The sequence below is a fragment of the Membranihabitans marinus genome, from assembly GCF_021729155.1.
GTDB classification, from domain to species: domain Bacteria; phylum Bacteroidota; class Bacteroidia; order Chitinophagales; family Saprospiraceae; genus Membranihabitans; species Membranihabitans marinus.
Map to the genome: position 1 here is coordinate 83,209 of NZ_JAJQYA010000008.1, position 19,169 is coordinate 102,377.

The window sequence follows — 19,169 nt, forward strand, 5'->3', positions numbered from 1 at the left end:
TATTCTATTTATATTCGAAAAATTATCTTAACTCAACAAAATCCTTGTGTTGTATTATTTCTAAATCTGCTGCCAATGCAAAAGCCGTGCTCGTCACCTCCCAATTGCCATAAGGCAGAGTAAATTCCATTTCCATATCCAATACTGAAGGATTACTCACCCGTATTTCCTTCCCATAGATTTCCTCCATCCGCTGTATAATAATGGATAACGGCAATCCCGAAAACCGAAGCAGTCCATCCTTCCATGCTACCTCATTCTGAATCTCCACAGACTCCATCACTTCAATCTTGGCAGAACTCGGATTCACAATGGCTGCCTGACCTGGCCGCATCATTACCACTTCTTCCTTTGACGGTGATGATGGTTCCAACTGTATCGATCCTTCAGATAAATAAATCTTATCTTCTGTTATTCGACTATTCACATTGAAAGAGGTACCCAATACGGTTATTTTTGACGATTCTGTCTGTACGACAAATGATCGATCATCATAGGTATGAACAATATCAAAATAAGCCTCTCCTTCTAATTCCACCAGTCTAGTATTGCCAGCTAGATCTCCTCGCCACTCTAATCTCGTATTGGCATTTAAAGCCACCCGACTACTGTCCGGCAAATAGACTTCCATAGTCTCCCCGTTTCCTGTCACATACAATACTGTATTATCTGACCCAAAATAATTGAATACGAAACTACCAGCTAAAAATATCAGCAGTATGGCTGCTGCCCTCATCATCCATTTAACTCCAAACCTAGATTTGGGAACATTCTTAGATTTTTGATAATAAGTCAATGCTTCATTGTCCAACAAAGACTTAACTTCATCAGAATGATTAACATCCTCTATGTACTTTAAAAATTCTTGATACTCAGCTTGAGTTAAATTATTGCTTTTTAACTTATTATACAACTCCGAAAAATCCAATTTATCTTTCACTTCAATAATATTTATCCGTCTATTAAGCCGACTTCACCATCAAGGACGAAATTTTAATATCATAGGTCTAATCAAAGTTGATTTTTTTTAAAAAAATTCAGTTCCCCTATTTCTCTGACTAACTTTTCAAATAATTATACCCATCATTTATTATTTTACACTATATTCGTTCACTACACCAAAATATACTAAAACAAAACCAGTGCTATTTCATTTAAAATGAAACAAAACAAACTAGAAATATTATTTATTCAACATAGAAAAGAACTCTATGATTATTTAAGATCCAACCTTAAGTGTTCCGCTCTAGCAGAAGATGTTTTACAAGATATCTTTATTAAAATATTAGCCTCAAATACCGATATCGACAAGTTAGACCAACCTGCCTCCTACCTCTTCATTATAGCTAGAAATATGGTTATCGATTACTGGCGTAAGGCCGCTGTTGACAAAAGGGTTCAAGAAGAATTTTGGAACAATATGGAAAAAGAAAGGACGATACAGGAGTTTCCTTTTTTACAACACGACAAAAAAATTCTGCTCAACGAAATCAATCAAATATTAACCGACCAACAAAAAATTATATTTTCTCTCAATCGCAAGGATGGATACACCTACAACGAGATCGCAGAACAACTCCACCTTTCGAAATCTACCGTTAAAAACCATATGGTCTCTGCCCTAAAAAAAATAAGAGCTCATATTCTGGAGAATAAACTATACCCAGCCATTCTTATTTTTCTCTCCTTTCTACTTTAATAATCTCAAACCCTCAGTATTACCGACATTTCTATATTCATGTAGGAATAGGCTAGTCCCTTTGAGAAATCCCTTCGTATGAACGATGAAAATACAAGCATCGAAAACCGGTATTAGGTCTACGAAGTGAACGAGTAAAATATGGAATATCCAATGTTCATTTAGAACATTGGGCGAGAGAAGTCAAGACCTCCATGTCGTGACAATACTACATTAAAAATGACAAAAATTAATTAGTTATTACAGCAATACTTAAATTGTATTTAGGAAGTCGAAGCCAGTGTGCTCCGGTTGATGAGCACTGCGCTCTGGGTGGCGCCGTTTTAAATCTCATTTAAACATATTGGGACACCCAACACCTTGGGTCTCAATGGGTGGTATTAAAAGTCGCAAAATCTTGTGTCTCTACATTTATAAATCGAACGTTTACTATTAATATTAAATGTACTTTGTTTACAACCCACTAGGCTATTTCAACCAATCCTTGTTGGGTTTATTCCAAAGAATTCTTGAAGCGAACACATTGCCTTCTGCTCCATACGCTTCCTCTCCCTTGCCCATCATCAACTCTGCAGCGGTAATCCAAGTTTCGTTTTCACTGATATTGGTAATCGCAAAATTCCCTAATCTAGCACCTCTATTGGGAGCAACAACTTTTTCTGTACTTTTCTTTAAAACCATTTTATCTACATCTACTTCCGCCATAAACAACGGAGCTCGATGGCGAAAAACATGGTCATTATCGGCGCCTCGTCTTGTATAGACCAAATACAAACCATCTGAATGAATAATCCAATGTTGTTGTGTATTGTAGGTACCTATTTCTTCTCCGTTGTCAAAAGACCAAACTTTGGGTTCTGTAAAATTCAATCCATCATCGCTTACCGTCACATAACCATTTTCGTCATTCCGGATAGTCAAATAGTATTTTCCTTTAAACTCAGCAAGAGAGGGTTCAAAATATCCCCGACGAATAGGCAAATCCAATGCATTACCAATCTCTTTAAATTCTAAGTTCTCTCCATCATAAGAACATCTAATCACTGATGTAGTATATCGATCCACACCTTTCGCTCTGTAGTATATGGGGAGTAAAACATCACCATTAGGTAAATCCACTCGTTGATCTGCGCAAGCACCTGAATCATAAAATTGAGGCTCTGGTGGCATTTCCACTGATTTCCATTTATTCCAACTCATCGTTTCCTCATCATAAGTGGCATAAATAGTAGATCGCAATCCACTAACCAATGTCTTGTCTCTATAGCGAACAGTATGAGCGGTACCCAATAAACTTTGTGTCTTCTCGTGCCATTTTAGTGTGAAATTGCAAATTCCAACATCCAAATTACCTGGTTCACTTCTATATATAAATGCATTTTGGGGATCCTCTAATTCTGTCCAACTTTGACCTTTATCCAAACTATAGCTCGATACTACTGATTTAAAAACATCAGATCTCCCTTTTAACCATTCTTGAATAGCCAATACATATTTCGGCTCCTTCCCTGGAATCACACCTACAGAAGGATAAAACCATGTCGTAGAATCTGTATGACCTTGTAAAAGAGTATCTATATCGATTGAATAATCCAAACTTAAATCCTTCGACTCCCCCTCCTTGTTTTCGGAAGAATTACACTGAAATAATATTAATAAAAAGAAAACATAATAGATTTTCAATTTCATACCTCTTTTATTTTCACTTATAATAGAATCAAAATATTGAACACATTACTATTCATAACGGAATGTATATTCAGATTTCAAAACCCCAATCTTCATTGGCGAATGATGTCTAGTAATAAATGTAAGCTTACATAAATGGTCTCTCAACTATCTATCCTCTTTGGATGTAACAATATTAACAAATGTCATCCACATTGCTAATTCATCCAATCTTTATTGGGTTTATTCCATAGGATTTTTGCGGCATAAACATTTCCCTCAGCTCCATACTTTTCCTCGCCTTTACCCATCATTAGTTCAGCAGCAGTAACCCAAGTTTCATTTTCATTAATATTGGCAATTGAAAAATTTCCCAATAAAGCTCCTCGATTTGGAATAACGATCTTTTCAGTCTCCTTCTTCAACACCATCTTTTCTACATCGACTTCGGCAATAAATAAGGGAGCTCGATGCCTAATCACATGATCATTATCAGCCCCACGTCTCGTGTATACCAAATACAAACCATCAGAGTGAACAATCCAATGTTGCTGAGTATTGTAAGTACCTATTTCTTTTCCGTTATCAAAGTGCCAAATCACTGGTTCAGAAAAATTCAATCCATCTTCGCTAACAGCCACATAGCCATTTTCATCATTGCGAATAGTTAAATAATATTTGCCTTTGTAAAACGCAATAGAAGGCTCAAAGAATCCTCGTCGAATATTCAAATCAAGAGCGTTTCCAATTTCCTTAAATACTAAATCTTCACCGTCATAAGAACATCGTATTACCGAACTAGTGTATCGATCCACTCCTTTCGCCCTATAGTAAATGGGGAGTAAAACATCTCCATTAGGTAAATCTACTCGTTGATCCGCACAAGCGCCCGAATCATAAAACTTAGGATCATTTGGCATCTCCAAGGATTTCCATTTATTCCAGCTCATGGTTGTTTCATCATAAGTCGCCCAAATGGTAGATCGCAGTCCCGATACCAAAGATTTTTCACGGTACCGAACCGTATGGGCAGTACCCAATAAGGACTTGGTTTTCTTATGCCATTTTAGGGTAAAATTACAAATGCCAACATCTATATTATCACTCTCACTCCTATAAGTAAATGCACTTTGGGGATCTTCTAATTCGGTCCAGCTTTGACCTTTATCCAAACTATAACTCGATACGACCGGACTAAAAACATCGGATCGACCTTTAAACCATTCTTGAATGGCAAAAACAAAAATAGGTTGATTATTGGGGATTACGCCCACTGATGGGTAGAACCAAGTTGAGGAATCCGTATGGCCTTGTATAAGCGTATCTATATCAATTGAGTATTCGAGCACCATATCAGATCCTCCACTCTCTGAAGTGTCAGGGGACTTACACTGAAGAATCGTAACCAGTATAAGAATTGAGTAAATAAAAAATTTCATATTTAATATTTTGAGATCGTCCTAATCCCCTTGACAGAACTGTATCAATGATCTCATTTCCAAATCTTCTGTATCTCTACAGAAAAACAGAGCTAGATCTCTTATTTTTGCATCTCGGTTAGCTGCACCCGTATACTGTAGTTCAATATTGTTTTTACCTGCTTTCAAGTCGGCTTGATTTACTTTATACAAGGAAATCCCATCAGTAGATGATTTGACAAATTCTATGGAATTGCCGTTTATTGCTATCTCCAATTTGTTGGGATCGGCGTTTTCAGTATAAACTATAGCATATGTCACGGACTGAGTAGATTCGTCTCCCAATTCTATGTTCAGCTCCATTTTTTGCTGATTTAAATCCTTATACTTTCCTTTACTCGGTGATAAAATAGGCAGTTTGAAAAAGTCATTCCCTCCCTTCAGATATCTGTCCGCAGTGTAATCTCTATAGGTTACGAAGTACAAATTGTTTGTATTCTGAAGTTTACTTGGCGTCCCAATTTGGGACAGGTATTTCACCCGAGTATTGTATTCATTGAAAGAATAGATTCCATCTATGCCAGCTTCCCATGCTGCTGCAGCGCGTGCTCTAAAGACTGCATTTTGTTGTCTTTTTAGCAATGGATGTTCATCCAATACTCTCGATTCACTTAAACCCGCGTATATTTTGACTTTCTTATCATCTCCCAAACGAGCGAAATCCTCCCAATATTCCAATCTAAAATAACAGGATCCAACCACAATATCAACCAGTTCTTCATCTATCCATCTTTGATAATCAGCCCCAGCTTTTTTGGCATATTCAGCAGAAGTGGGTACACGAATCAACACCAAAATGGGGCGACCTCGTTTCATCCCGGCTTCTTCTGTAACCGTTCTTATTTCCCGAACCATTTCAGTTAATAAATCCAGTTGTTTTTGGGAAGCAACTCCTCCACGGCCAACAGACTCGAATAATTCAAAATGTCTTAAGAAGTCAAGTTCAACTCCATCCACAGGATAATTATCGCAAACTTCTTTAAAGAATTGAACGCATAAATCTCTAACTTCTTTGTGATCGAAATTCAGTGAACTCCATCTACCATTCGGCAATCTCTCACCTATTTTTCCAAATAAATATTCTGGATTATTTTCTTTGAATTCAGTCCACAATAAATAGGGTTTATCTTTTCGATGACTCGCATCATGGGTATCATTCATTCTATTGGAAAAGAAAAATTCAAAATCATGTAAATCGGCAAAATTTGAATTAATTTCCAGAGGATCTGTTCCCTTGGCGATCATTTCCGCTGTTAAATTCCTAGAGTCTTCATGGATACCATAATCAAAACCATTTTTGGAAAACACTTCTCCAACTTTGGTATTATAGGTAAAATTACCAAAACCAGAAGCTGTAGGACAAAAGGAAATGGTAGTTACATCTGTACCGATCAGACCGTCTGTTCTTTTATCCAAATAATTTTCAGCAGTATACAATTCTTTTGTTGGAAAATATATCACATCGCAACCATCATTATTATGAATAAGTGGTCTAGGCTGATTGAGTTTTTCATCCCTTTGTTCTCGATAAGCTTCTATATCAGATATTGTAGATCTATTGTTTTTATCGGCACTTGTACAAGACATCAAACAAGTGAGTCCAAATAAACCATACATGGCTATATAATTCCTCCAAACCAACAATAAATCTACATATCTCATAATATTATATTAAATGATCATTCTATTTTACCAACCTGGATTTTGACCTAAATTAGGATTCTGAGATCTAGCACTCACTGGTATAGGCCATAAATAATGTTTTTCTTCAAAAACTGGATTTTCAAAATCACTACCTTTATTAGGTATAATGTATTCAATACCAGATTCTGGCTCAACGGCATAGTCTAGTTGGGTTGTATTGCCTGGATCAATTTTAGTTCGATTGGCTTCATCCCATCGAATACCATAATCGATTTTCTGCATTTTCTGTCCTTGCTTCCATCGACGGATATCGTCAAATCTGAATCCTTCCGCAAACAATTCCACTCTGCGCTCTCTTCTGATCTCTACGATTAGAGGAGAGACACCATCATCTACATATCTAGGATCCACGGGAATATTGGCAAGATCCATGTGAGGCATACCGACTCTGTCTCTTAGCAGATTGATACTTTTATCCAAATCTGCTTGGGATATGGTTCCAAGTTCAGCTTTGGCTTCAGCATAATTCATCAAAACTTCTCCGTACCTAAGTACCACACAAGGCGTATATCCATCGTGGAAAAATACATTCTGTTCCTGATTGACATGTTTCACTTGATGATAACCCGTTAAAGAAACCCAGTCCCCTGTCATACCAAGTAAATTTGGTATTTGTGCATCAGTTCCTCCCAATCCTGCATAATTATAATAATCAACATCATCTGGGTGAAGTACTGTCTGTCTAAGTCTAGGATCTCTATTCTCAAACACTTTTTCGAAGTCACTATCACCTTGATAAAGATCTGACATCGTAATAGGCTGTCCATCAATACATAAATAATCCTCTACCATATTCTTGGTTGCATTAGATACGTAATAATAAATCTGCCAAGAATTGGCAACGACACCTTGCTCATAACGTCTCCAATACATAACTTCATCCACTCCCTCTAAATTCGATTTCTGGAAAATAGCATTGTAGTCATGTAAAGGATCTCCTGTAGAATACAATTGATAAGGTCCGTTTTCAATAACTTCATTGGCTGCATTAGCCGCCTCCGTTAACCACATTTCGGCATTACTTCCACCATGGTATTTTCTCCAAGTCCCTTCAAAAAGACATATTCTGGATTTAATCAACAAGGCTGCCCATCGATTGAGCCTTCCAGGTGCACCTCCATCTCCCCAGTCGTCCGGCAAATTTGAAGTAGCAAAATTGAGATCTTCTAACACTTTGGCCATGACTTCTTCTCGGGGAGTCCTCGAATCGAATAGTTCTTCTGAAGTAATATTCAATTCTTCTTCTATCCAAGGATAATCGCCATATAGAGACACTTTATCAGCGACAACCCAAGCTCTAAACAGTCTAGCTTCGCCTTTGTATTGATCGATGGTTTGCTGTGGAATATCCGCTTTATCATAATTGGCCAATCCTATGTTGATAGATCGTACAAACGAAAAACAAGTGTTGTTCCAACCAAATGAAATCGGATTGTTTTCCGAAGTGATCTGACCAGATCTGATGATTACATGATTGGGATTAAAGGAAAGAGATCTAACATCATTATCCGTCATACCATCTAAAGAATACTGACCATTTCTATTGGCTCCCTCGTGATTGCCATTCAACAAGCGCATGGCATTTGATTTGGCAAAATTGTAAAAATTATTATTGTAAACGATGAGATCATTTTCTGAATTCCAAAAGGTCTCGTTAGAGACACTGGTCAATGGAAATCGATCCAAGGCATCATCATTACAACTCGTTGCGAAAAAAATAAATATCGCAATATATTTTAAAACTATATTTTTCATGTTATTCTTGTTTTTTGAGATTAAAAAGTGATTCTTAATCCCACAGTATAGGATCGTTGAAACATATAATCCGGTATTAAGTCCGTAGAATATTCAGGATCTAAGGTTTTGTACATACCCGTTGCCTCCCACAAATTAGCCCCGTTTACGTACACGTGTGCCGAGCTGAGAAAGCTGATTGGAATGTCATAGCCTAAGGTCAAGTTTTTTAATCGGATATAGGCTGCATTTTGCAGATATCTAGTTTGAGAATAAGTGTTCTTATTATCAGAATAAGCAAATTGCACTCCAGGGAAATAAGCATCTCTATTGTCCTCAGACCATGAATCATCAAGCCACCATTGTTCCATTGACAGGGTTTTGAAAGGAAAGAATCGAATAAAATTACCACGTGACGGATACCAATCTTTCTTAAGAATTCCTTGAAAGAATACATTTAATGAAAAGTTCTTATATTTCACGCTTGGATTTAAACCAAAAGAATACCTAGGCGTAGAGTTTCCAATTCGAACTAAATCGCCAGTATTTTCCAAGACATTATCACCACTTGAGATCACACCATCGCCATTAAGGTCAGCATATTGCACATCTCCTAGTTTCCAATTCGCTCCCAGTCTGGATTGATCAGCAGAATTATCTAAATCAGATTGGGTTTGATATAAGCCCACTGTTTCATATCCCCAGATTTCTCCTACTTTCTTCCCTACATAATAGTTATCTATGGCTCCTGTTGGATTATCGTATTTAGTGATTTCTGTGGTATAATCTGACAGAGCAACATTGAACCTAAATTGTAAATCTTCACCTATTTTTTCATTATAGGTTACGGATACTTCCCATCCATTGTTGCGTAAATCTGCTGCATTTTCATTGGGAGAAGTGGCACCCAAAGTTCCGGGATATTCCCGTTGCATCAACATATCTTTGGTTTCTCGTATAAAGTAATCTAAGCTAAAATCAAATTTGGTATTAAACACACTAAAGTCAATTCCCACATTTCTACTGGTTACCGACTCCCATGTCAATGAATTACTAACCAAGCCTCCAGGAGATATAATATTGGTCAGATTTCCTCCCCCACCTAAAAGGAAATTAGAGGTGCCTGAGGCCATGGAAGATATATAAGGATAATAAGATCCAACCGCTTGATTGCCCAATTCCCCATAGGAAGCTCGAATTTTCAAATTGTCTAACCAATTCCTGGTACCTGCCATAAAGGGTTCCTGAGTGATTCTCCAGGCCGCAGAAAAGGAAGGGAAAAATCCAAATCTTTTTTCACTAGGGAATCGTGAAGTTCCATCGTACCTACCGTTGGCCTCAAAAAGATATTTTTCTTTATAATTATAATTAAAACGATAAAAAACACCACGAAGCATGATCTCATTTTTGGAATCCGAATTGGTTCTTAATCCAGTCGCTGCAGACAAAGAAGCTATGTTAGGAGCCAATAATTGGGTAGCTCTGGTAACCACGGAATGATTACTCCCGTATTCTTGGTTAAAACCAACTACTCCTTTGAACATATGATCACTCCATTTATCCCAAGTATATTCTGCATAGGTGTTGAGCACGTAGTAGGTGTTTTTACTAGAACCTACTTCAATATAATCATTGGCACTTATTCCATTGTAAATAATATTATCACTTAATTCAAAACCATTAGAACCTCGAAGCACATCGACTTTTGATGCAACATTCTCAAAGTCGTTCCAATAGTATCGATAGGAGAAATCTCCTATTAATTTCAATCCTTTCAAAGGAGTCACAGTAACTCCCTGAGTCAACCAAATATCGTTATCGGTACTGATGTCACGACCACCATTCTCTAAATAAGGGGTGGGATTCCTATTATCAAGTCCCATACCAATCAAGTGTTCATATTGATCTCTATCTCCAGGTTCTTTGTAATAAGACAAATCAGGAAAGGTATGAGGAAAGTAAAAGTGCCTAGCAATTGACTGACGATACCACTGACTGTGGTATTCATGTGGATTGTCATTTTTTACAGCACTAAAGGATATTCGATTATCCAAGGAAAGCCAATCAGTAACTTGAAAATTGGTCTTGGTAAGGGCATTGTATCGATTGTATTGTTCGTTGCCAACATTAAAAAATCCTTCCTTGTCCACCAAACCCAAAGACACATAGTAACTTGCTTTCTCATTTGCCCCGTTAATACTAAAGTCCATTTGTTTTTGAGGTGCATAATCCCTCAACACCAAGTCCTTCATATAGCTATTCTCTAATGGATACAAGAAACCTTCATGATACAGCCATGCATCTTCTGGACTAGGGTTTTCCATGTTTTCATAAGCCAAGGCAGCATTCACCACTTCATCGGGAAACAAACTTCTACCCACTGTAGTTTTGTAGGCTTCATTTTGAATTTGTCGGGCAGTCCCTCCCCCTGCTACAGGTTCGTAACCAGGGAAAATAGCCTTATTGGATGTATATTGAGTAGAAAAATTAATATTATTTTTTCCTTTCTCTCCTTTTTTGGTTTCGATCAAGATCACACCGAAGGCAGCTCTTGCACCATAAATAGCTGCCGAAGAAGCATCCTTTAACACACTTACAGATTGCACATCATTAGGATTAATCCTTTCTGCATCCATAGGTACTCCATCTACCAATATCAAAGGGGAACCTCCATTAATAGATTCAAATCCACGAATATTAAAATCAGCCCCCTCATTTGGATCCCCATTGGCATAGGTAATATTTAATCCTGGTATAACTCCCTGAAGACCTTGACCTAAAGAGGTTATCGTTCTATTTTCCAATCGTTCACTAGAAGCGACACCTACAGCTCCTGTCAAATTTGCCTTCTTCTGACTACCATATCCTACTACAACTATTTCATCCAACAGTTCAGAATCGGAAAGCATGGTTACAGTTACTACTTGTCGTCCATCTACAGGGATCTCAATGGTCTGATATCCGATGTATGAGAACACCAAGGTGGCATTTTCATTAACATCATTAAGGGTGTATTTCCCATCGAAATCAGTAGATCCACCAATGGAGGTTCCTTTGACCATAACGTTTACACCAATTAAAGGCTCGCCAGATTGATCGACGACTTGACCACTGACAGACAGGACCAATCCTGTTAACTCCCTAGGTTCAGGTTTCCATGCCTCACGCAGGGGAATGGTTGGAGTCGGTTTAAAATTGGTTCGAGAATCATCTTTGGCAATGATCTCACTAAAATGCTCTACCATAGAGCGCAAAGATGAAATACCTTGCTTGTCCAGCTTATATATAATCACAAATCTAGATTCAAAGATCTTGAAATGCAAGTCGGTTCCTGCCAACAACAACGAAAGTTCCTCGGACACCGACTGTCCTATTTCTTCATAGTTCACCTTCACGTTTTTCACCAACGACTTATCATAGGTGAAATAGACATCGTATTTGTCTGTAAGTTTTTGCAGAGCTTCCTTTAGCTCTATCTTTTCAATGTCAATGTCTTCTGCTTTGGATGCATCTAGGTGCGTACCAAAAACCATGAGACATAGTAGTACCCGCCATATGGATACTCTTTGGAGTATTCCTGTTGTCATAATTGAATGTATTTTGTTCTTGAAATATTATTTTAATTCAACGAAACCCTTATTTTCTATTAACTCTAAATTAACTGCTAATGCTAATGCCATACTGGTTACTTTCCAATTGGCATATGGCAGGGTAAACTCCATTTCTTTATCCAATGCTGACGGATTAGTAACTCGTATCTCCTTGCCATATATTTCTTCCAGTCGTTCAACAATAGTGGACAATTGGACATCTGAAAACCTTAACAACCCCTTCTTCCATGCTACTTCATTCTCAATGATTTTTGAATGGCTTATTTCTATATTTTCATTGTCTTTGTAAACCACCGCAGCTTCACCTGGTTTCATCAATATTTTGTCATTAGATATATTCTCTGGCCGCTCTAATTGAATAGATCCCTCAGCCAAATAAATCTTATCCGCTTCATCCCTGCTATTAACATTAAATGAAGTTCCTAAAACCGTAATCTTAGATGCCTCAGTTGAAACAATAAAAGGACGATTATCCTTCATATGAAGGATTTCAAAATAAGCTTCTCCTTGAAGAGACACCTCTCTCATGATTGATTCTGACTCATTCCAAACTAAACTAGAATTGGCATTCAAAGTAACACGACTGCTATCTGGCAACAATATATCCAATGTCTCTCCATTTCCGGTTGTATAAACAAGATTAGACCCGGCCAAATCGGAAAAATAACTCATTATACCGACCAGCCCTACAACCAATAACAATACAGCTGCAGCCTTCATTAACCAAGCCATTTTTACTTGGCCATTTAATCCTTTGTCCTTTTTATTCTTCTTTTTATTCTGTGATAGGTACTGCAGCGATTCAGCGTCTAACACCTTTTGTACTTCCTCTGCATTATTGACATCTTTGATATACTCCAAGAATAGCTGGTATTCGGAGGGATTCAAAGCATTGCGCTTTAATTTCTCATACAACCTCAAAAACTCAGTATTTTCTTTCAATGTATTCTCAAATTTTAAATAATCAAACTGCCTTATATTATATAGGACGGAATAAATAGGGTACTAGGTCTAATAGAATCGAAATTATTTTTTAAAAATTTATTTATTCCATAAAAGAAATAGACGAATCAATCAATTCATCCTACAAATAAAATTATTCCCTTATATTAGTCTTTAATTAACCAATACGTTAAAATTAACCAAACGAACTTATTAGAAATAGAATGCAAATCGATACTTTAGAAAAATTGTTTATTGAGCACAGGGATGCAATGCTTGTATACCTAAAGGTACATGTTAAAAGTCACGATTTAGCTGAGGATTTATTACAAGATATTTATTTGAAAATCTATGTATCTAATAAGACTGCTCTCGACATAGACCAACCTGCCTCCTACCTCTTCTCTATAGCCAGAAATATGGTTATCGACTATTGGCGTAAGGTCGCTGTTGACAAAAGGGTTCAAGAAGAATTTTGGAACAATATGGAAAAGGAAAGGACGATACAGGAATTTCCATTTTTACAACACGACAAAAATATCTTACTCAACGAAATCAATCAAATATTAACCGACCAACAAAAAATTATATTTTCTCTCAATCGCAACGATGGATTTTCGTACAACGAAATTGCTGAACAACTCCACCTTTCGAGATCTACCGTTAAAAACCATATGGTCTCTGCCCTAAAAAAAATAAGAACTCATATGCTTGAGAATAAACTTTACCCAGCCATACTTATTTTTCTCTCCAGTCTACTATAGTAATCTAAAGTCATCAGTCTAATCGACATTTCTAAATTTATATAGGATTTAGCCTCCCCCCTTTGGGAAATCTCCTCATATGAAGGTGAATAAGAAAAAAAGCATACTGCTCTTGCGAACAGTATGCTTCAATATTAAAAATCAAGTTTTTGTATAACAACACTATCTAGCTCCTATAGCATCCATAGGATCTACATTGGGCAATCCAGGGGTTTGCACCACGTGAACCAAAGGCTCTACATTTCGCTCAGATCCATCATATCCTGTAGTTTGATTCAATATATTACCTACATTACCTATTAAGTAAGGCTCATATACCGGCCAGAAAATATGGTATTTATCTAAAGTATATTTCGTTTCAGGGTAAGTAGACCAAGGAACATTATTTTTATAGAAATTATTTCTTTCCATTTGTCTATCATAATAGAAATTATTTTGAGACAATGATTTTTCCATATCCTGACCATCCCAGCTATAAGTATTGCCGTTATAGGCCGTTTTACCTGTTTTAGCAAAAATAATAGATATACGAACCAATTCATCATGACGATATTCCTCTCCATATAATTCACGACATCTTTCATCTAATATAGCACCTATACCTTCTGCTTGAACATCCCCGGCTGTGTACATATGGATGGCATTGGCACGCTGTCGAATCACATTGATATCGTCGGCTGCACCAGCGCTATTCCCTTGCCAAAATCTAGCCTCTGCTCTCAACAAATAAGCCTCTGCTTCTCTCAAAATATAGATATCTCTCTTACCTCCATCCTGTCTTTTGACTTGGTCTTCCAGATTTTCTGCATAAAACTTATACATAGGATAACCATACCAGCAACGGATGGAATCTTCACACAACAATACACCATCTTCATACAATCTCGCAGGTTTTCCATACCATTCCGTACCTTGAAGATCGGGATTGTCATAGATCAACATATCCATATCAAACCAGTTTCCTCGTTTGTGACGATAATCCTGGGTATCATTTTCACCTTTAAACTTCCATATTTCAAACTGTGAATAATTGGTCGGACGAGCAAAGCCTTGACCACGCCCCCATTTATGCATTTGCTTAGATCTCTCATTTTGAGCAATATCCATACCAGTTACCGTACCAGCTGGTGGTGCTTTGACCCCTTTGTTGGTACTTACAAAATTCGGCCCCCATGCACGCAAAGAAGCTGATCTCCCTTGACTACCATCGATAAATGGCTCATTGACCATCAACCAGATACCTTCTGGGTTACTCGTCTTTTGAGCACCAGCATCCATATGCAATAAATTAATCGCATCAGCTGGTTGATTACAGTCAAATCCGTCCAACTCCTCACCTGTAAATGGATTTAGATTGTTTCCCACTCTAACGATATCTACATTGACATCGGCATCGGTAAATAATCGAGACTCTGGATCGTTGATCACTTCATCCATCAATCTTTCTGCATCGGCAAATCGCTCATTCAACATATAATACTTAGCCAATAAGATTTTCACCGCATCTTTAGGCGCCTGACCGATGGGCAGCTCACTCTTAGGCTTCACATGTTGGACAGCATATTCCAAATCAGCTATCATTTGATCCCAAATACCTTGCATATGAAAAACTTTAAAATCTTGTCGGGCTTCAGCAATCAAATTTAATGGAAATGCTACATTGCCAAATTGCATGGTCAACTGCATATAAAAAAAGGCTCTCAAGAAATAAGCACTACCCAAAAGGTGATTTCTATCGGGATTATTAACCCCTCCATCCCAATCTGGAATATCTATATATTCTATGACGGTATTACAACTCTTAATATTTACATAATCGCCTTCATAAAACGACCTTGCACGCGCGGCATCATTATTTCTAGAATTCTGCGGTGTGGCGTAAGTCCTCATATCCACAAATGCATCTGGTTTATCCGTCGCACTAACCACAGTGGCTTCACTCATATTGTGATTGAACAAAATCTCACGATTATCTCCATTCCATTGATTAAATACACCCTTCAAGGCCGCATCCAAAGCGGTTTGCAAACCTGTGGCATCAATAAATGTATTTTCTGGACTTAGTGTCGACAATGGGGCTTGCTCCAAGAATTCGTCTTTACAAGAAAAGGTTATTGTTAGGACAAAAGCAAGTGCCAACCTTGTTATATTCTTTATTTTTTTCATTTTTATATTAATTTTTCTGTTAAGTATGATCCTCATTTTTCAATTTTTAAATTTATTACAAGGACATATTTAGGCTAAAAGAAAAGACTCTAGGCATCTCTCTTTCCGATTCAGGATCTCCATAAATCCAATTTGTCATTACACCAGCATTTTCCACCGTAAATGATAAACGTATACTTCGAGCAAACTTCATCGCATCGAGTATTTGAGTGGGAACAGAATAACCCAAAGAGATATTTTGAATTCTCAAATAGGATTTCGATAGATAATAATCGACTTCTCCAAATTTTATAGAATTAATTCTCGCCGCATTGTCCACTTGATTATTCGGCGTCCAATAAGGGATATTGAACCAGTTGTGATTTTTGATATATTCCTGTCTATTATTAAACGGAAAATCTGTTCCACCTTTATAACCCAATTTCGCCAATAACACCACTCCAAGATCAAAGCCTTTATACTGAGCACTATTGGTCAAAGTCAAATACCAAGGATTCTTTTTCAAGCCTTGAAAAACCTTATCGTTAGAGTTAAGTACCCCATCATTGTTTTGATCTACGATTCTAAAATCTCCAGGGAATAATCCAAACTGAGCGGCTTCATCTTCTTCACCAATCTTGTACACCCCATCGGTCTCAAAATCCCAAATCACATCTTTGTTTCGCCCAATAAACCATCCATTGTCGATGTCATCAGGTTCACCTAGGTAAGTATTTCCATTTTCATCTAACAATTCTATTTTTTCACCTGTTAAGGATACAATTTGATTGCTGTTGTAACTCATATTCAGATTACTCGTCCATGAGAACACAGAGTTTTCAATATTAATGGTATTAATAGATAAATCCACACCTGTGTTTTTCAAGCTACCCACATTGGTAGTAATACTGCTAAATCCAGTAACGATGGGCAACTTTTTATCCAACAACATATCCGTCGTCGTAGAAGTGTACACATCGATGGCGCCGCGAACACGACCACCTATTATTCCATAATCCAAACCAAAATTCCATGCTTGGTTCTTTTCCCAAGCCAAAGTGGGATTGGCCATTCGATTGATCGACAAATATGGAGCGACATAATAACCGTTGTTATAATTCAAGTATTTATCATTTGATAAAGTAGCATAGGAAGCATAAGATCCCAAACCACTACTGTTCCCATTTACACCCCAGCTCACTCTCAACTTGGCAAAGGACAACCATGCCGGAGCTCCTGACATAAATTCTTCATTGGTTATTGTCCAAGCACCTGAGATTGATGGGAATGTTGCATATTTACTATTGGATCCAAAACGGGAATAACCGTCACGTCTCATAGAAGCGGATAAATTATATTTATTAGCAAAACCATAACTAATACGCCCCATCAAAGCATTACGTGTAATTACTTCATCGGATGCATCAACCTTTGCTACCAACCCAAAAGGCAAGCCATGATAACCTAATGCTTCAGTCGGTGAAAAATTGGATGCCTCAGATTGGTTATACCACAACTGATTACGCTCTGCATTAACCAAACCCGTTACATCTAATCGATGATCTCCAAATTCATAATTCCAGTTTAAGATATTATCTGACTGCCACTCATAAGTTTTATTATTTTGCCGTCTCGCATATCCACCATGGGCCCAGTTGGGATTGGCACTATCTTCATAATACAATCGATCTCTAAAGTCGAGTCTAGTTGTGAAATTAGAAGTGAAATTAATATTAAAAGGCAATGCTACTTTAGCGTACATAGTAGGAAAGATCTTAAATCGATCATACTTTCTGGTCTTATAAGCTGGATCTAAAAATGGATTACCTCTATTTGATCCCGCACCAGCAGTTTTCAAATACTGTCTCTCATATAAATTTGGCAAATCTCCAGTCGTGGGAATATTGTCATTATACACTATATTATCCCAAGGGGCATCATAGGGAGATGCTGTACGATAGCCACCGCTCTCAATTGGCTCATTGCCCTCATCTTGATAAGCGAAATTGGCATTAATACCAATGTTAAGAAAATCTGTCGCTTTGACATCTAAGTTTAATCTGGACGTTACAGTAGAAAAACTTTCACCTACCTGCACTGACTCACTATTGCCATAGCCCATTGACCAGTAATAGGACACTCTGTCTGCTCTTCCCGAAACACTTACGTCATAGTTCTGTCTAAGCCCTGTATGGAACAACCAATCTTGCCAGTCGAATTCTCTACCCAATAAATAATTTTCTTTTTCATTTTGCTCAAAACCAAAAGCATCTAACCATGCATTAGTGATGGTAGTAGGATCGGTAGCCCCAGGAATCCCATTGGCATCCAACCAAGCACTCTGATACTGAGGATCCACTTTTTCATATTGATCATATTTCGACCAAGGATCTTGAGATAAGCTATTGATGGATTCATTCATATCTGTCAACCAAGATGTAACTTCATCTCCAGCCTTAAAGGTATTTATCCTTTTGGCCCCGGTTACAAATCCTACCTTTGCACTCGCACTGATGGTTGGCTTTGAGGAAGTACCCTTTTTAGTGGTCACCATGATGACACCATTGGAAGCACGAGATCCATAAATTGAAGCTGCACTGGCATCTTTCAACACATCTATACTGGCAATGTCATTGACATTGATTTCAGCCAAATCTCCGTTAAAGATCACTCCATCTAATACAATCAATGGTCGATTGGCAGAAATCTCTGTAGCATCGTCTGATTTGATGGTATTATCTCCTCTAATTTCAAATTCCGGAGTATTTTTAGCTGAAGTACTATAACCTACTTTCAGACCGGGAACAGCAGATCGCAACATCTCCTGTACATTGGAAGGCTGAAATTTGATAATATCTTCTGCGCGCACATTGACAATAGCACCGGTCACATCTTTTTTCTTGGCCGTACCATAACCTACGACGACCAATTCGTCTAAAAGCTGAGCATCATCTAATAGCGTAACATCTACAGTGTTCTTACCATTCACAGCAACTTCTTGATCTTGAAAACCAATATAGGAAAACACCAAAACTGCTTCGTCTGGCACATCATTCAATGTGTATTTTCCATCAAAATCAGTTGATGCACCATTGGTTGTTCCTTTCACTTGAACGTTTACACCAATTAACACTTCTCCATCGGCGTCTGAGACGGTACCCGTTATGGAGGCTGGACTTTGCGCTGATGCATTAAAGCACAGCGAAGTCATTAAAAATGCTAAAAATAGCATACCCTGTTTAGGCAGTAATTTTCCCCTACCCAAAAAATGTGTAATGTTTCTTTTCATGTTCTTTCATTTTGTCGCTCAATCATCAAATATGACCTTGCGATAAGTTAATTACTAATAATGAAGTTTTAATTCCCTTTTTAACTAATTATTAATATTGAGTTAATAAGATGCCAAATTAGCACATTAATCGAA

At 37.5% G+C, this 19,169-nt stretch carries 11 protein-coding genes; 2 read left to right on the top strand and 9 right to left on the bottom strand.

What is annotated here, in order from left to right; all coding sequences use genetic code 11:
- Positions 1–22 precede the first annotated feature (22 nt).
- Positions 23–940, bottom strand: coding sequence for a FecR family protein (locus tag LVD51_RS07225; RefSeq protein ID WP_236970538.1), 918 nt, complete (start codon positions 938–940; stop codon positions 23–25).
- 219 nt (positions 941–1,159) lie between these two features.
- On the opposite strand from LVD51_RS07225, the gene LVD51_RS07230 reads away from it, so the two are divergent.
- A complete protein-coding gene (locus LVD51_RS07230) occupies positions 1,160–1,699 on the top strand; it encodes an RNA polymerase sigma factor (RefSeq protein ID WP_236970539.1) in 540 nt (179 codons plus the stop codon).
- A gap of 468 nt (positions 1,700–2,167) precedes the next feature.
- On the opposite strand, the gene LVD51_RS07235 is transcribed toward LVD51_RS07230, so the two are convergent.
- The 6 genes from LVD51_RS07235 to LVD51_RS07260 form a co-directional block, all read right to left on the bottom strand.
- Positions 2,168–3,388 carry a sialidase family protein gene (locus LVD51_RS07235; protein ID WP_236970540.1) on the bottom strand — a complete coding sequence of 407 codons (1,221 nt, stop codon included), beginning with the start codon at positions 3,386–3,388 and terminating at the stop codon, positions 2,168–2,170.
- Between the two features lie 197 nt (positions 3,389–3,585).
- A complete protein-coding gene (locus tag LVD51_RS07240) occupies positions 3,586–4,806 on the bottom strand; it encodes an exo-alpha-sialidase (protein ID WP_236970541.1) in 1,221 nt (406 codons plus the stop codon).
- A gap of 21 nt (positions 4,807–4,827) precedes the next feature.
- Positions 4,828–6,507: a family 10 glycosylhydrolase gene (locus tag LVD51_RS07245; RefSeq protein ID WP_236970542.1), complete on the bottom strand. Its 1,680-nt coding sequence runs from the start codon at positions 6,505–6,507 to the stop codon at positions 4,828–4,830.
- Between the two features lie 27 nt (positions 6,508–6,534).
- Positions 6,535–8,304 carry a RagB/SusD family nutrient uptake outer membrane protein gene (locus tag LVD51_RS07250; RefSeq protein ID WP_236970543.1) on the bottom strand — a complete coding sequence of 590 codons (1,770 nt, stop codon included), beginning with the start codon at positions 8,302–8,304 and terminating at the stop codon, positions 6,535–6,537.
- Between the two features lie 20 nt (positions 8,305–8,324).
- Positions 8,325–11,870, bottom strand: a complete 3,546-nt coding sequence (locus LVD51_RS07255) for a SusC/RagA family TonB-linked outer membrane protein (RefSeq protein WP_236970544.1) — start codon at positions 11,868–11,870, stop codon at positions 8,325–8,327.
- Between the two features lie 27 nt (positions 11,871–11,897).
- Positions 11,898–12,836 carry a FecR family protein gene (locus LVD51_RS07260; protein ID WP_236970545.1) on the bottom strand — a complete coding sequence of 313 codons (939 nt, stop codon included), beginning with the start codon at positions 12,834–12,836 and terminating at the stop codon, positions 11,898–11,900.
- Positions 12,837–13,060: 224 nt separating this feature from the next.
- Between LVD51_RS07260 and LVD51_RS07265 the strand changes: the two genes are divergently transcribed.
- Positions 13,061–13,600, top strand: a complete 540-nt coding sequence (locus tag LVD51_RS07265) for an RNA polymerase sigma factor (protein ID WP_236970546.1) — start codon at positions 13,061–13,063, stop codon at positions 13,598–13,600.
- Between the two features lie 162 nt (positions 13,601–13,762).
- Here the strand turns inward: LVD51_RS07265 and LVD51_RS07270 are convergent, their stop codons facing one another.
- Both LVD51_RS07270 and LVD51_RS07275 read right to left on the bottom strand, forming a co-directional pair.
- On the bottom strand, positions 13,763–15,766 hold the full coding sequence (locus tag LVD51_RS07270) for a RagB/SusD family nutrient uptake outer membrane protein (RefSeq protein WP_236970547.1): 2,004 nt from the start codon (positions 15,764–15,766) through the stop codon (positions 13,763–13,765).
- Positions 15,767–15,821: 55 nt separating this feature from the next.
- Positions 15,822–19,034 (bottom strand): SusC/RagA family TonB-linked outer membrane protein, encoded by a 3,213-nt coding sequence (locus LVD51_RS07275; protein WP_236970548.1) that lies wholly within the window; start codon positions 19,032–19,034, stop codon positions 15,822–15,824.
- Positions 19,035–19,169: the final 135 nt, after the last annotated feature.